The 15,932-nt window shown below is 57.1% G+C and carries 10 protein-coding genes; 3 read left to right on the plus strand and 7 right to left on the minus strand.

Annotated elements, in window-relative coordinates; genetic code table 11:
• On the minus strand, positions 1-1,115 hold a 1,115-nt coding region (locus ACN0VH_RS19830; RefSeq protein WP_417702205.1), incomplete at its 3' end, for a cache domain-containing protein.
• A 190-nt stretch (positions 1,116-1,305) separates the two neighbouring features.
• Positions 1,306-2,724: a MocR-like pyridoxine biosynthesis transcription factor PdxR gene (gene pdxR, locus ACN0VH_RS19835; RefSeq protein ID WP_417702207.1), complete on the minus strand. Its 1,419-nt coding sequence runs from the start codon at positions 2,722-2,724 to the stop codon at positions 1,306-1,308.
• Positions 2,725-3,104: 380 nt separating this feature from the next.
• Between pdxR and ACN0VH_RS19840 the strand changes: the two genes are divergently transcribed.
• From ACN0VH_RS19840 to ACN0VH_RS19850, 3 genes are all read left to right on the plus strand, one after another.
• Positions 3,105-4,406, plus strand: a complete 1,302-nt coding sequence (locus tag ACN0VH_RS19840; protein WP_417702209.1) for an alpha/beta hydrolase family protein — start codon at positions 3,105-3,107, stop codon at positions 4,404-4,406.
• A 319-nt stretch (positions 4,407-4,725) separates the two neighbouring features.
• Positions 4,726-5,088: a hypothetical protein gene (locus ACN0VH_RS19845; protein WP_417702211.1), complete on the plus strand. Its 363-nt coding sequence runs from the start codon at positions 4,726-4,728 to the stop codon at positions 5,086-5,088.
• A 137-nt stretch (positions 5,089-5,225) separates the two neighbouring features.
• Positions 5,226-7,415 carry a M10 family metallopeptidase gene (locus ACN0VH_RS19850; RefSeq protein ID WP_417702213.1) on the plus strand — a complete coding sequence of 730 codons (2,190 nt, stop codon included), beginning with the start codon at positions 5,226-5,228 and terminating at the stop codon, positions 7,413-7,415.
• Positions 7,416-7,576: 161 nt separating this feature from the next.
• Here ACN0VH_RS19850 and ACN0VH_RS19855 read toward each other — a convergent pair whose 3' ends face one another.
• The 5 genes from ACN0VH_RS19855 to ACN0VH_RS19875 all read right to left on the minus strand — a co-directional run bounded on the left by ACN0VH_RS19855 (position 7,577) and on the right by ACN0VH_RS19875 (position 15,885).
• Entirely contained in the window at positions 7,577-10,411 is a 2,835-nt protein-coding gene (locus ACN0VH_RS19855; protein ID WP_417702215.1) for a DUF2339 domain-containing protein, read from the minus strand.
• A gap of 258 nt (positions 10,412-10,669) precedes the next feature.
• On the minus strand, positions 10,670-11,041 hold the full coding sequence (locus ACN0VH_RS19860) for a VOC family protein (RefSeq protein ID WP_278924553.1): 372 nt from the start codon (positions 11,039-11,041) through the stop codon (positions 10,670-10,672).
• Positions 11,042-11,184: 143 nt separating this feature from the next.
• Complete coding sequence (locus tag ACN0VH_RS19865; protein WP_417702217.1) at positions 11,185-12,912, minus strand: methyl-accepting chemotaxis protein; 1,728 nt, start codon at positions 12,910-12,912, stop codon at positions 11,185-11,187.
• A gap of 235 nt (positions 12,913-13,147) precedes the next feature.
• The gene (locus ACN0VH_RS19870; protein ID WP_278924551.1) at positions 13,148-13,924 is read right to left on the minus strand and encodes a substrate-binding periplasmic protein; all 777 of its coding nucleotides are present in this window, start codon (positions 13,922-13,924) and stop codon (positions 13,148-13,150) included.
• A 524-nt stretch (positions 13,925-14,448) separates the two neighbouring features.
• The gene (locus tag ACN0VH_RS19875) at positions 14,449-15,885 is read right to left on the minus strand and encodes a sensor histidine kinase (protein ID WP_417702219.1); all 1,437 of its coding nucleotides are present in this window, start codon (positions 15,883-15,885) and stop codon (positions 14,449-14,451) included.
• Between the last annotated feature and the right edge of the window lie 47 nt (positions 15,886-15,932).

Below are 15,932 nucleotides of genomic sequence, written 5' to 3' on the forward strand. Positions count from 1 at the left end.
GTCAGCTCGTCCATCGCGGCGGCGGTTTCTTCCAGCGTCGCCGCCTGGCTTTCGGTACGATGCGACAGATCATCCGAAGCCTGGCTGATTTCAGCGGCTCCGTTGCGAATGGAGTTGGTCGCCTCGACCATTTTGGCCATTGTGCCGCTCAGGGTTTCGATCGTCTTGTTAAAGTCGGTGCGCAACTGGGCATAATCCGCCGGGAAGGCCTGACCGATTTTCACCGTCAGATCCCCCTGCGACAGCGCAGCCAGGCTGCGGCTCAGAGTTGAAACAACATCTGACTGCTCTGCTGCGCGGTCCGTTCGTTCCTGCTCCAGCTCTTTTTGACGAATCAGCGACTGCCGGAACACTTCCAGTCGGCGCGCCATATCGCCAATTTCGCTCTTGTTGCCGATTCCAGGGATGTCGGTCTCGGTGTCACCCTCTGCCATGCTGTGCATCCGGTCTTTGAGAGCGTTCACCGGCTTTGTCACACTGCGGGTGATCACGTTGGCACCAATCGCCAGGATCGCAAGGCTGATTGCCAGCGCGGTCATTGCCGTCCAGCGCATCGCATTCAATTCTTCTTCAATATCAGATACATATGCACCTGTTCCGATGACCCAACCCCAAGGAGCAAAGAGCTTCACATAGCCCATTTTTGCTTCCTGGATTTCAGAATCCGGTTTATTGAAATGGTAAATGACCGATCCTGCGCCATCGGCTTCGACAACCTTGGCGAATTCCTGGAAAATCAAGAGGCCATTCACATCTTCGTAGCTGGACTGGTCTTCACCGATCAATTGCTTTGCCACTGCGTGGGCACGCATCACGTTTTTATCATCATAGGCAAAGAAATAACCGGTCGCACCAAACCGCAACAGTTCAATCTCGGCCTTGCCCTGTTTCTGGGCTTCCTCAAGCGTCAGCTCGCCCGCCTGCACCTGCGCATCCAGATCCACAAGGATGCTGATCATTGCATCGGTCACACTGCCGAGCTCTTTTTCGCGCATGTCGTAGGCGTTTTCTACTGATCGCGACAATAATACAAAGGTCAAAACAGCGGCCAAACCAACGGCTAAGGCCGCCAGGGCATATATCCGTGTCGGCAATCGGAACAGGAGCTGTGGCATTTTGGATGGTCCTTTAAAACTTATGCTTCTGCTCTGCTTATGCCCGGTGTCCTAAGATTTCATTATTTCCACTTTCTGAAAGAACATTTCAGCGATACCAATAGATGCAATTATAACAAACACACCCGCGCCCCACTGGCGGCCCCTCTGCGTTGGGCTATGGGTGGCTGCTGGCAGCCCTCCCCCAACCTCAGTCAAATAGCCGTTTCAGGATCAGCAACCCCTGCTCAAGCTCAGCCTCGTTGTACCCGCAAAACCCCAATAAAAGCCCGTTATGGGCTATCGACGCCCCGGTCTGACGCTGCACAAACCCCGATAGCGCCTCAAGCGTCAGCCCCTGTGCGGCGGCGGCGGCGCAGATGTCGCGATCCCGCTGGTTGCAGGTCAGATGGAACACCACCTGCATGCCCGCCTGATGATCATGGCAAAACCCATAGGCGCCAAAATCCTGCGCCAGCCTCGACAACAGATAGCGACGGCGCTCGGCATAGACCCGGCGCACCCGGCGCAGGTGGCGATAAAACTCTCCGCTGGCGATAAAATCTGCCAGCGGCTGCTGTGGCATACTGCTGGCCAAGGGGCCAAAGCGCTGGATGCTGTGTTGAAACACCTGCACCAACGATTCCGGCAGGATCAAATAGCCAAGGCGCAGCGCGTTGGAAAAGATCTTGGAAAAACTGCCAATGTAGAGGCTGCGCTGCAACCGATCAAACCCCGCCATCGCCGGGATGGGGCGGCCCGCATAGCGGAACTCGCTGTCGTAGTCATCTTCTATGATCCAGGCATCCGTTTCGCGGGCCCATTGGAGGAACTCCATTCGGCGCGCAGGCGACATCGCGCCACCCAGCGGAAATTGATGCGAAGGGGTCAGAATGGCCAGACGTGCGGCAGCGGATCGGCTCGGCAGAATCGCACCGCTATCGTCCAGACGCAGATAGTCTGCCCTCAACCCCTGCGCGGTGACAAAATGCGACAAGGGTGGATAGCCGGGATCCTCCAGCGCCACCCTGTCGCCCGCCACTGCCAGCGCATGCAGGCAGATCGACAAGGCATCGGTGGCACCGGCGGTGACGATCACCTGCTCTGGTCGGGCGGAAATCCCGCGCCATTCCGCAACATGGTCGCAAATCGCCTGCCGCAGCGCCCAGGCACCAAAGCCACCGGTGCCATGAAACATCGCCTGCGGATCAGCGCGGCAAACCCGCGCCACCGTCTTGGCCCATTGCCGATAGGGAAACAGCCGCATATCCGGGGTGCCCGCACGAAACGGGCGCGACGTCGACATCTCTTGCGGGGGCGAAGCAAGGTCCTGGTCAGGGCTGACGCCGCTTTGCTGGGGCAGCTCCACCTCTCCCACCGCGCACAGACGATAGCCCGACCCTTGCTGGCTGCTCAAATAACCCTCGGCCACCAGCTGTTCATAAGCGGTGACAACGGTAGAGCGCGACACCCCAAGTTCTGTTGCGAAGACCCGCGTTGGTGGCAATTTGCTACCCAGCCCCATGGCACCAGAGGCAGCCCGCGCGCGAATGGCACTGCAGATCTGTTCAAACACTGGCGTGCCCGATGACCGATCAATGGAAAATCCCAGCCAGGGTGTTTGCGTCATTGGTGGGCGTCCTTCCAGATTGGTAGGTTAAAATATGTCCATTCCTGACAATAGTGTTCAACCAAAAAAAGGTTAATCAACACAGATCCCCTAGAGACTGGCGCAAACGGTTTTAGAAGAGCCCAATCAGAGACCGGATACTTCCCACTCTGCACCATCTTGCCCGCCTCTGCGGCCAAGGACACCGCCCGGCAATAACGCTGCGTTTTTGCCGCAGCAGCCGCCACAAACTCTTGACCCAAGCCCGTGCTGGCTCGTCATCTATCATGGCTGCAGCAGCGAACCTGTTACATTGCGCTCCTATTGCTGGCGCCAGTCCCACCCTGCCCACCCCTCGGGCGCTTTGGGGTATTCGACAAGAACAAATTGAGAGAACAAACATGTCCAACAAGATCCGCGCCGCCGGGATTGGTCTGGCCCTGGCCGCAACCAGCCTGCCATCTCTAGCACTGGCCGAAAACCGCATTGACCGTATTCGCCCCGACGCACCAGAGCTGGCCGCCTTTGGCGCCTATCCCATCGGGGTACAGACCTTGGAATTCACCAATCCGGGGCAGCACGACATCCTCAATACCACCGACGCGGCGCAGCCGCTGTATGATCGCGACATCACCGTTGAAGTCTGGTACCCCGCCGCTGTCGGCACCGAGGCAGGCGGCAGTTACCAGGCCATTCTGCGGGATGGCAAAACCGAAGTGACGTTAACAGGCCGTGCCGCCCGTGATGCCCCCCCGGCAAGCGGAGAGCGCTTTCCAATGGTGGTGATTTCGCATGGCTACCCCGGCAATCGCTATCTGCTGTCCCATCTTGGGGAAAACCTTGCCACCAAGGGCTATGTCACCGTCTCGATTGATCACCGCGACAGCACCTATTCAGATCAGGCTGCCTTTGGCTCTACCCTGCTGAACCGTCCACTGGACCAACGGTTTGTCATTGATCAAATGGCAGCACTGGAGGGGCCCCTGGGTGCCATTATCAATACCGACCAGACCGGGGTCATCGGTTATTCAATGGGTGGCTATGGCGCGCTGGTCTTTGCAGGGGCTGGTGTGACCGAAGCCTCGACCCAATATAGCTGGGGCACCCCCGCCGGTTTGCTGGCCCGCCACCAGGCTGGGTCTGACAGCCACGCGGCGTTGATTGATCCGCGGGTGAAAGCCGTGGTTGCGATTGGTCCCTGGGGCATGAACACCGGCTTCTGGGATGCCACCGGCCTGGCTGGCATCAACAAGCCGCTATTGATGATGGCCGGCAGTGTCGACGATGTTTCGGTCTATGCGGCCATGCGCCAGATCTTTGAAGGCGCGGTCAATACCAGCCGCCATCTGCTTACCTTTGAAAACGCCAACCACAACGCCGCCGCCCCCATGCCCGCCCCGATCGAAAGCTGGGACCCGGTGGACCATCTGGATTTCATCCCCTTTGAGCACTACGCCGATGCTGTTTGGGATACCAACCGGATGAACAATATCACCCAGCATTTTGCCACCGCATTCATGGGGCTGCATCTCAAGGCAGAGGACGACAAGGCCAGCTATCTGGAACTGGTAGCAAATGCCGCTGACGGGGTTGTCTCCAAGGATGACACCGGCAAGGAGCAGGCCGATCACAGCTATTGGAAAGGCTTTGCACCGCGCACGGCAGCAGGCCTTCGCTTTGAAACACTGGCAGCCGACCAGTAACCGCGAGCGATGAAACAGGCCTTCTCTCCGACACATATCAACCCAGCCGGGCTGATCTTGTTGGGGAGAGGCATTTTGCGCAGGCTGGCAAAGCTCACATCGGCTCAGCCTCTAGACGGGTGTTTTACCTATTTTCGGGTTCCGGCATAATTTTGCCCAAATAATGCCCTCCAAATCACCATAATCTTAAACTATTTGATAATGAACCTGAAGATTTGTGAAGACTGGCCCGGCCCCACCCTGAGTAAAACTATTGCTTCGATTTATACCTGTCCTTCATCCCCTTGCTGCTGCCCTTGTTTTTAGCGTGGTCTCTCCTGTGTCCAGTAACGAATTGCCGAAAGTCCTGTTCCAGTGTGATTTTGAACAGCACCCTTCAATCTGCAAAGCCCTGGTGGAGGCGCTAAAAAGCAAAACGCCGGAACTGGATCTGACACTAGCAGATATCAGCGCCCCGTCCGGCATTGAAATAGCCGATCACTTCTCGGGTTTGACCCTTCGTTATCTTGAACAAAGTCGCACCAAAGATCGGCTCTCTGGACAACTGGTTTGGCAAGATCAAGAGGGCCAACGTGTGGACGGCCCCTTGTTGGAGTTATCAATCATGGACAGTAAATTGGAGGGTCATAACCTGACACCTTTTGCACATGCTTTGATTGAGGTCTCTGACCTGCCGATATAGAAATCCCGCCATATAGCCCGGTCTCTGCGACCGGAAAATCAATATTGTAGTAAATATAGAGAATTGCCTTATGCCTGCCAGCACCGACAGCCAGACCCTTTCAACTCCCGTGACTTCAGCCCGGTCAGGAGAGTTCCATGTGTGAGTTTTGTGGCAACCGCGATCATCGCCTCTTTGTTGAAGACACGACACATACGCCCACCGTGGAAACAAGCTATGCGACCAAGCCAACAAACACCGTTGACGAGATCGCCGACTATCTGACAACTGGCTACTGGGAAGCCAACGGTGGTGCAAAACGCTCCTTCAGCGAGTCGACTGGAGACGAACTCAGTGTAAATCTGACCGGTTTGACGGCCTCTGCCAAGGCAGTCGCGCGACAAGCTCTGGAAGCCTGGGAAGCGGTTTCCGGATTGAAATTTGTCGAAACCACATCGAGCATCGTGGATATCAGTTTTGACGACACAGACCAAAGGGGAGCCTATGCCCAATCCTCCGTGTATTCATCAGGTGACATCTACAGATCATGGGTTAATATTCCCACGTGGTGGGGCGCCAATGCAGACTACTATCTGCAGACCTATATCCACGAAATAGGCCATGCTCTTGGCCTGGGGCACGCTGGTCTCTACAATGGCACCGGGACCTATGAAGACGATGCGGAATATGCCAACGACAGCTGGCAGATGAGCATCATGTCCTATTTCTCACAGTATGAGGCCACAGCGGTTGATGCCGATTTTGCCTATGTCTACACGCCCCAGATCGCCGACATTGCCGCCATTCAGGATCTCTATGGCGTCCCGACCAATGTGGAAACCGGCAATACCACCTATGGCGATGGCAACAGCACCGGTCGCAGTATCATGGATATGGACCACGGCTATGCCTTCACTATTGTGGACAGTGGCGGCATCGATACCATCAATCTGGGTTCGCGCAGCTACAACCAGAACCTAAGCCTGGTGGTCGACAGCTTTTCCGATTTGAACGGCAAGGTCGGAAACTTTGCCATTGGCCGCGGCACAGTCATTGAAAACGCCATCACCGGCTCTGGCAATGATACCATCACCGGCAATGCGGCAGACAACTATCTGCAAAGCGGCAGCGGGAACGATACGCTGATCGGTGGCGCTGGCAATGATACCCTGGTGGGCGGTAGCGGAGATGACCTCTACTATGTCGATGCCAGCACTGACCGGATTGTAGAAAACAGTGGCGAAGGCCAGGATCATGTCGAGGCCTCCACCAGCTTTGCGCTTCGCAACAGCAGCAACAACATCGAAACGCTGACCCTGACCGGGACAGGCGATTTTTCTGGTGTCGGGAATGGGCGCAAGAACACAATTACCGGCAATAGCGGCAACAACCTGCTGAACGGCGCCTGGGGCAATGACACACTGATTGGCGGCGCAGGCAACGACACCTTCAAGGACGGCGCGGGCAAGGACCGGATGATCGGCGGCACCGGCAATGACACCTATTATGTTGATCATGCCTTGGACCAGGTGCATGAACAGCAAGGCGAAGGAATAGATCTGATAAAGGCGGGCATGTCAGTTGCGCTGCGCGACCTTAGCAATCATGTAGAGAACCTGACCCTGACAGGCACCGGCGACATCGACGGCACTGGCAATGGCCGCAAAAACGTGATTGCGGGCAATAGCGGCAACAACCTGCTGAACGGTGCCTGGGGCGATGACACGCTGCTTGGCGGCGCAGGCAACGATACCTTCCAGGATGACAACGGCAACGACCAGATGGCGGGAGGCACCGGTAACGATACCTACTATATCGACAGCCTTGGTGATCGGATCGTCGAAACGAAGGGCAATGGCACCGATCATGTGATTTCATCGGTCAGCATTGCACTGCGGGACCTCAGCCAGAACCTGGAAAGCCTAACCCTTTCCGGCAGCGCAGATATTGATGGCACCGGGAATGGCGGCGCAAACGTGATCACCGGCAACAGCGGCAACAACCTGCTGAACGGTGCCTGGGGCGATGACACGCTGATTGGCGGTGCGGGGAATGACACCCTGAATGACGATGGTGGCAATGAGGTGCTGACTGGCGGCAGTGGCGCCGATGTCTTTGTCTTTTCCGGAAGTTTTGGCACAGATACCATCACCGATTTTGACACCACCGAAACCGGCGAGATCATTTCACTGGCGGGTGTCAGCGGCATCAGTAGCTACGATGACCTGGTGAACAATCACCTCAGCGAAGTGGGCGGCGATGCGATCATCAGCGATGGTCTCGGCAATAGCGTGATGCTCACCGGTGTTGGAATAGCGGACCTCACGGCCGACGACTTTCTGTTCTAGCCCCCGGCGAGCGCTTGCCCCCCCCCTGCGGCGTTGGCATCTGCGGGCAGTTTTCACCCAGAACATATAAAAGGCGGGCCAATATGGCCCGCCTTTATGCATGGAATGCCCCTGTCGCAAGGCGCATATAATCAAAGGGACAGCTCCGCCCCAGCCCCCACCTAGTTGGCAGGGTCTGCGTTGCCTTTTGGTCGCTTTTGCCACTGGGCATTCATCACCCGATTCAACCAGGCAAGCCCCACCAATGCCAACCCAAGCCCCATAAAGGAAAACACCCGCATCAACCCGGAAAGCCCACTCATATCCACCAGGAACACCTTGGCGATAGTCAACACCACCCCTGCCATGGCCAGCTTGCGCAACAGGTCAGAGCGCCGCCAGAACGCCAGGATCAGCCCGCCTGCCGAAGCCAGCAACAGCGCGACGGTGTAAGAATACAGTTCTGGATCACTGACGCCCGGCAGGCTCAGGTCGTCGCCCTGCCAGAACCGGCGGATCTCTAGGCTGACATAATAGGCGCCCAGGGCACTGGCCAGAACCACGCAGGCCCGGCGCAGCCAGCCCCACCGCCCCGGCAACCGTAGGGCGGCACCGGCAAAGACGGCAGCCAACGGCAGATATGCCGCTGCAAGGCTATCAAAGATCAAGGGGCCTGCGGTGAACTCTGCATAGGAAAACAGCGGATTGGCAAAGACAAACAGCGCCAGAATGCTGCCCAGGGCAGCAAGCCCATAGCCCAGCGCCAATACCCCGCGCAGCACTGTCGATACCCGACCGCTCAAGGAAATCCGGTAGATCTGGTTCATCAGACAGGCTGTCCAGACCGTCGCCAAGAGCCCCATGCCAGCATGGCCATGGCGCATCTCTTCCGGCAGCAGGCGCAGGATCAGCACGCTCAGGAAAACTGCCGCCAGGGTCACGGCAGCGCTTTCCAGTACCAGCGCGGTCTTTTCCCGGCGTCCCCGCGCCAGCCGCCAGCCAAGGCCCAAGAGGCCAAGGCTGCCCAGATAGGCGAGCAGGACCTGCCACAGAGGCGTTACATAGCGCCAATCCTGGTCGATATAGTCGCGATCAAGCGCCCAGAACACGCCGGGGTCCAGCACCAGCCGATAGGTGATCACAGCAACCCCCAACTGCACAAAGACCGCCAGGGTCGGCAGATCGTATTTACGATCGATCACAACCACCAGCACCACCATGACCGCCAGCGCCAATGTCAGCGCCGATTTTGACAGGACAAGGAACAAGGCAAAGGCGATAAGGGTCAGCGCGGCAATGGCGAACAGCGCCACCCGCAGTGCAGGCTTTGCCACCTGCGGCCCGCGTGCGCAGCGCTCTGCGCCAAAGGTCATCCCCGCCGCCAGCAGCAGCGCCGCCAGCGCCCAGGTGTAGGTGCCATGGATCGCTACCGGGGCCCAGGTGAACTCCACCACCAGCATCAGGCTCGGCGCAAAAACCGCCGCACAAACGGCCCAATAGATCGCCCGATCGACTTCTGTCTCCGCCTCGGGTCGCAGGCTCCACTGCATCCGCAGATAGGCCAAGGCAGAGCCAAGCGCGCCAATTGCCATCAATACCCAGATGGTTTGCGGTGGCGCTGTTTCGGGCGGGCGCTGCAGGGCGGCGTGAAACTCTTGCAGCAGCGGGCCTGCATTGAAGCCCTCATTCAGGATCAACGCCAGAATGGCCAGCCCCGGCAGCAGAGCGTGATCAAACAGCGCCACCGCCTGGCGCATCCAGATCAGTGTTGCCAGCAGCAGCACCACCAAGATACCCAGCGCAAAAACCACCTCTGCAGCTTGATCCGCCTGCACCGCCACCAAAAGCGCTGCGCCACTCACCGCGCCAGTCACACAGGCCGAAATCCGGGTGGGAAATTCAGGATACATCCGCGCGCCCGCACCAAACTGGAAAATCTGCACCACGGCCCGCCCCGCATGGCGCGGAAACAGGCTGCGCTCTGGCACGATGACCCCGGCGGCGGCAATCACCATCAGCCCGGCCAGGAAATGTGGTGCCTCCCCGCCCGCCAAATACAGCAGGCAAGCGGCGCTGATCGGGGCCAGCAGAGCAAGCCCGGAAATCCAGGCCCAGCGCTTGATGGTATCCACCCCAAGCCCGACCACGGAAATCAGCGCAAAATAATAGTAGAGCATCCAGGGAGCCTGGGATTGCCCCCCCACCAGAAACGGAGCCAGACAGGCCCCAAGGATCCCCAGCGCGGTCAAAAACGCGCCGTAGAACCAGCCCAGCACCAGCGCCAGCACCGACACCAGGCACAGGGCGGCAAACCCCATTCCCGGCTCAACCAACCCGTATAGAATGCGGGCCGACAGCACCCCGGCAAACAGGGTGACCAGGCCCGCGCCAGCCAAGGCAGAGGCCAGATGCTGCGCCGCCCCTTCGGTTTCGTCCCCGACACGACGCCGAATGACTTCACCGCCGACCACCAGCGCCACACCAAAGCCCAGAGCCGCCATTACCCGCCAGAACGGCGTCAACAGACCGTTCTCGACACCGTATTGCACCATAAAGACACCCGCCAGCGCCAGCGAGGCTGCCCCCGCCACCAGCACCCAATTGTCACGCATCCATTGCACCAGCAGCGCCAGACGGTCCTGCCGCAACACAAAGGCCCGCGGCGGCACCGCCTCGTCTGGGGGCTGCACGTCCAATTGTCGTATCTCTGACTTTGATGCTTCAGACGGCTTTTCTGGTACCTGTGCCTCTGGCATGGGCTTGCGCTCGCCCCAAGGCAGTCCTGATTTGATGGCGGCCTGATCGCCCGGCGCAGTCGGTGGGTCAGCAAGCTCAGCAACAGGCGGGGAAACCAGTGCATCCTTTGCAGACCCCGGCGGCGCCATCTGCGCTGCGACCCTGGCCTCCAGGGCGCGCACCTGCGCCTTTAGCCGCATATGTGAAATCAACAGATAAGGCACGCCAAGCAGAAAAATAAGGCTTAGCAGCCCCAGAAGAACCAGACCAAAATCTAACATCTAAGGATCGTTTCAATGAGACAGAATTGTACGCAAGCTAGGCGAAAGACCACGAACAGGCAAGCAAGCCCACCGCTGACCTCTGCCCAGCTGGCCGGCCCCAGTTCCGATCACTGTCGCTGCACAGGAGCCCCCCAGAAAACAGCCGAATGAGGCCCGCGTAGAAACAAGAAAGGCCTCACCGCTTGCGCCGTGAGACCTGGTACTTCACTGCCAAAGACCGCTGGGTTTCAAACCCCGGCAGGACAAATCGATCACCTAGCCAAAGACATAAAAAGTCATCTTGTTGCCATCCGGGTCGCGCACATAGGCGCCATAAAACCGATCAGGAATACGTTGCCCTGGCGCTCCGTCACAGGTAGCCCCCAAAGAAATCGCCTTGGCATAGAGCGCATCCGCTTCTTCTTTGCTCTGCGCAGCAAAGGCCAGCATATTTCCATTGCCTGGCTGCGGATCCTTGCCATCATAGGGCAGACAGACCGAAATCATCGGTTCTTTTGGGGTAGCACCAATCATGGCAATGCGCCCAGCATCGATGATTACCTTTGCCCCGCGTTCTGCAAAAAGATCGCAATAAAACGCCTTGGCTTTCTCCATATCGGTGACGCCGACGGTTACATATCCAATCATCTGTTTTCCTTTTTATCTTCAACCAATAGGAAAACAGGCTTCGGTGCAGGTCAAGCCATCAAAAGAGTAACGCCCCGTCCCACAGGCTGGGAACGAGGCGTTGCCGATACCCCCGAGGAGGACCATCAAAGATCCGCAGGATCTTAACCGGCCAACCGCTCCGGATCAAAACTATCCATGCCAAAATCATCCGTGCCATATGCGCCACAGCTCGCATCCGCGTTCAGGCCCGCCCTGGCTGTGCCCGGTGCAGAAGGCTTCAACCCCGCCACCAGATCGGCCAGTTCCGACGCCGCTTGCTGCAGGCTTTTGCCCTGATCACTGGATTTCAACACCATGCTGGCATTTTGCTGGGTCACCCGGTCCAGTTCGATCATCCCGGCGTTGATTTCGGAAATGGTGGAGGCCTGTTCGCCAGAAGAGGCTGCGATCTGGGTGATCAGCGTCGACACCGACTGAATTTTCGCGATGATATGCTCCAGCGACCGGCCCGCCTCATCCACCAGTTCAACCCCAACTTTGACCTTTTCAGAGCTGGCATGAATGAGATCACGGATTTCATTGGCAGAGGTGGCGGATTTCAGCGCCAAAGAGCGCACTTCGGAAGCAACAACCGCAAAGCCACGGCCAACTTCGCCAGCCCTTGCGGCTTCGACGCCTGCGTTCAGTGCCAAGAGGTTGGTTTGAAAAGAGATATCATCAATCACGCTGTTGATAGCCGAAATCTTCTCGGAGGATTCGTCGATTTCCTTCATCGCCTGCACCGTGCGCTTTACGATGTCACCACTGCGCAGCGCTTCTTCAGAGGTCTCGGAAATGGTGCCTTCGACCTCTCGTGTCTGGGTTGTCGCATTGCGCACGTTCGAGGTGATGCTGTCCAGGGCTGCTGCTGTCTCTTCCAGCGTGGCCGCCTGGTTTTCCGTTCGCCGGGATAGATCATCCGTCCCGGAAGCCATTTCACCAATCTGCTGATCCATCTGCGAAATTGTAACCAAAACCCGACCGATCAGATCATCCAGCGTTTCCGCCGTTTGATTGAAATCAGACCGCAGCGCCGTGTATTCCGGGCTCATTTCTTTTTCGATGCGATAGGACAGATTGCCCTTGGACAGGTTGTTCAACCCGTTTGCCAGTTCTTGCACAACTCCGGCCTGCTCGGCGGCGGCAGCCTTGGAGGTTGCCTCCATCTCGGCATTGGCGCGCATGGCCTCGACAAATTCCACCACCGCCGCGGCCAGGCGGCCCAGCTCATCCCGGCGGCGTTTTTCCGGTACGGGGCTTTCAGTATCCCCACCGCGCAGCGTATCAATACGATCGACAATTCGGTCCAGCGGCCGCGTCACAGAAGCGGCCGACAGATAGACGATCACCCCGATCAACAGACATACCGCAAGGCCGATGATGGCCGATTGTAGATACAGCGAAGACACCGTGTCGCTAATGGTGCCATTATGAAATCCCATGACCATCTGGCCAACTGTGGTTCCGTCGGCCAGCACCACGGGAAACTTGACATAGACCACCTGATTGATCTCGGCGGTGCTTTCAGGGCTTTCATCTGCCAAAAGGTTGGCGATTTGCTCTTTCAGCTCTTCGCGGCGTGCCTCGTCGACAAAGACTTCGGCAAAACTGCCGCCATCGACAACCACCTCGGCAAAGAGCGCGTTATCCATTTCTGCCACGCCCTGAATGGCGCCCATGGCCGCATCGCTGTTGAAGTCCCACACAGCTGCTGCGACGGGGGGCACAACAAATCTCTGCGCCAATTGTATCTCTTCATCAAAGGCATCCATCAAGGCATTGCTGTGCTTGGATGCCCAAAAAACCGTATAGGCAAAATTCGACAGAACAATGCATGCCAAGATTGGCAACAACAATTTCTTCTTGATGGACATACTCAAGAATCGTTTTAGATGTCCCGACATGTTTTGCTCCAGTTGATTAAACGGCTTGTCGTATTTTCGCGTCCTCCTGATCGAAGGCAATTGCCCCCTGCCAGGTCCGCCCGGCCAGATCCGCAGGAAAACCAGGGGATCACAGGTAACCTGGCGAGGATGCCGCCGTTTGCTGACCCGCCTTTGGCGACCAGAAAACGGCGGCATTCAGTTAGTAGGACATGTAGTTGCCCTCGAGGGCATCGCGATATTTGTCTGTCCATTTCGTATTGATCTCAGCAATGGTGCCTGCGGCTTCCAGTTCGGCAAAGCAGCGATCAAAATCTGCTGCCATGGCCGGATCACGAAAGCTCATCGCGTATGGGCTGGGTTCGAAAATGGCCCGGAATTCGATCGGTTGGCTTGCATCCACACCGGCAGATGTGCCCGCTTCCTGCAGCTGACGCGCGAATTCGGCAAAGAGCATACCATCGCCCAAGATGCCATCAACACGCTTGCCATAGAGAAGCTTGCTTTGGGTTTTCTGGTCCGCCATTTCGCGGTAGGTTTTGAACGCCTCGGTGCTGCCCGACAGACCCGGAACGATATTGCTAGCGCCTTCAAAGGCCACGATATTCCAGCCATCCAGATCCGACAGGGTCGCGGCTTCATGCTCGGAAGAGGTCAGGTATGACACACCATTTTGATAGGACACATAGGATTGTGTCTGGGTACCTGAGGTTGGCATACCAACCGGAACGGTCGAAACCGCGTCGCCGGTGCCGCTTTCAAAAGACTGCCAATGACGGGTGAAAGGCTGCACAACAAAGACCGTAGTATGCCCGCATTGCCCCAGAACGGCCGAGATGATTTCAGCTTCACGCCCGGTTCCGTCCTGGTTGACCATCGGGGGCAAATCACCCGCCAATACGGTCACTTCATCCGCCATTGCTGGGCTGGACAGAATGACAAGTGACGCCGATACGGTCGCTGCAATTCCAAACTTCATATCTTGCTCCTGAAAGAATTTCTTCTGCACAAGAGCATTTGTTTCTTAATACCCGATTACCTCTGCCCATCCCTGCTCTGGTCATTGCCAGCGCTTCGCGATTTTGGCACCCGCCTATTTTGTTCCGACCTCAATAAAAGCAAACTGCTGCTGCCAAGGCGATTGCAGGGGCCGCGCAATACGCCGACTGCCAAGGCCCCATCAATACAGTCAAGCGACTGAAAAAAATCACTTTCATCATTTCGCCACCACGCATTTCTGACGGAAACACGACAGGAAGCACCGCAGGATTTGTCTTTTGAGGGCGGTCTTTTATGCTGCTGGACGGCTTGGTCGCGGCTCTGACATGCTTGCAGCTGGCGGAAAAATCGCATCGTTTGAAGAAGGCCGCTAAAATGCCATATATATTTGGGCCGATTTTCGGCCCGCAGGACAGGCAGGACAGCCGGTATCAAGCCCTATCCTGTCACCGTCGATGCGCCTCTACCCTCAGCAGAAAGTGACTGCTCTTGCCCGTTGCGCCCCTATCCCGGCAGATATCTGTGCGCGACTTCTTTCACCACGGACTTGTCGGGTTGATTAATCGGCCAACGAAAGCTGAAAGTGCTGCCCGCCCCTTCCGCCGATCTAAGGCTGATGTCTTCACCAAATTGCTGCGTCAGTTTTTCAATGATCGCCAGCCCTAGGCCGCTGCCTTCAATCCGGTCGCGTGGCTTTAGCCTTTTGAACATTTCAAACACCTCTCCATGAAAGCGCGCATCAATCCCCGGCCCGTCATCGCAAACAGAGAAGAGGTATCTGCCCTCTTCTTCCTGTACCGACACAGTCACAGTGCCATCTTCGCGGTCGTGATGCTTGACCGCATTGTTCAGCAGGTTTGAAAAGATCTGCATCAGCGGCATGCGGTGCAGTTCGATCTCTGCAAATTTGCGGTCCACATTGATCACAAAACCTTCGGGGACATCCGTGAGAAGCAGGGCCTCTTCGATCAACTTGTTGCCGACGATTTTCTGATCATACCGCACGTCTTCGCCCTGACCGATACGAGCATAGGCCAGCAGATCATCCAATAGTCTCTCCATCCGGGCGACTCGGTTGCGCATCAGTTGCAGGTTTTCAGCGCTTTCAGGATCCATCACATCAGCCAGGTCTTCCTCTAGCCAGCCTGACACATTGTCGATCACCCGCAGTGGGGCCTTCAGGTCATGCGAGGCCATATAGGCAAATTGATCCAGATCCCGGTTAGAACGCGATAGTTTTTGGATCATTTCCTCTCGCTCTTGCTCTGCCTCTTTGTGCTTTGAAATATCGCGCACGACCCCGCAAAATAACCGTTGACCACTGGTCGACACCTCGGTCACCGACAGGTCGATCGGAAAGGTGGATCCATCCCGACGCTGGCCCCTGACCTCGCGCCCGATGCCAATGATTTTACGGATGCCGGTGCGGCGATAGTTGCTCAGATATGTGTCATGTTCACGCTGATAAGGTTCGGGCATCAGCATCTTGATGTTGTGGCCGATCACCTCTTCGGCGGTAAAACCAAACATCTTGCCACAGGCCGCGTTGTAGCTCTCTACGATGCCGTCATCGCGGATCGTGATAATGCCATCCAAGGCACTGGCCAGCACCGCCTGCAGGTTGCCTTCGCTCACTTCACGCGACAGGGCCATCTTCTTTTGCGCGTAGATGATAAAGGCTGCGGCCCAGATCACAAAGATCGACAGCGCACGGTTCAGCTGCACGATGACCAGATCGACCCGGATATCGTTAATGTACCAATAACCGGCTCCGATCAGGCAAGTCGCCACAGCCGCAAAAACAAAAGATGTCTTGGTGTGTTGCCACCAAAACGCCGTCAGCACAAACAGCGCATAGAGAACACCGGCCGCCACCCCCAATGGTGTCAGGAAATCAAAGGCCATGCCGGTGACGACGCTCAGACAAGAGACCAGCAGCATTTTGCCATCCCTAGGCATCAAATTACTGAACCGGCTGCTCTTTCTAC

It is taken from the genome of Pseudophaeobacter sp., from assembly GCF_048267565.1.
Taxonomy (GTDB): domain Bacteria; phylum Pseudomonadota; class Alphaproteobacteria; order Rhodobacterales; family Rhodobacteraceae; genus Pseudophaeobacter; species Pseudophaeobacter profundi.

Coding starts and splice junctions, on each gene's coding strand:
- pdxR (WP_417702207.1), bottom strand. CDS start 2,724: ATGACGCAAACACCCTGGCTGGGATTTTCCATTGATCGGTCATCGGGC.
- ACN0VH_RS19840 (WP_417702209.1), top strand. CDS start 3,105: ATGTCCAACAAGATCCGCGCCGCCGGGATTGGTCTGGCCCTGGCCGCA.
- ACN0VH_RS19850 (WP_417702213.1), top strand. CDS start 5,226: ATGTGTGAGTTTTGTGGCAACCGCGATCATCGCCTCTTTGTTGAAGAC.
- ACN0VH_RS19855 (WP_417702215.1), bottom strand. CDS start 10,411: ATGTTAGATTTTGGTCTGGTTCTTCTGGGGCTGCTAAGCCTTATTTTT.
- ACN0VH_RS19860 (WP_278924553.1), bottom strand. CDS start 11,041: ATGATTGGATATGTAACCGTCGGCGTCACCGATATGGAGAAAGCCAAG.
- ACN0VH_RS19870 (WP_278924551.1), bottom strand. CDS start 13,924: ATGAAGTTTGGAATTGCAGCGACCGTATCGGCGTCACTTGTCATTCTG.
- ACN0VH_RS19875 (WP_417702219.1), bottom strand. CDS start 15,885: ATGCTGCTGGTCTCTTGTCTGAGCGTCGTCACCGGCATGGCCTTTGAT.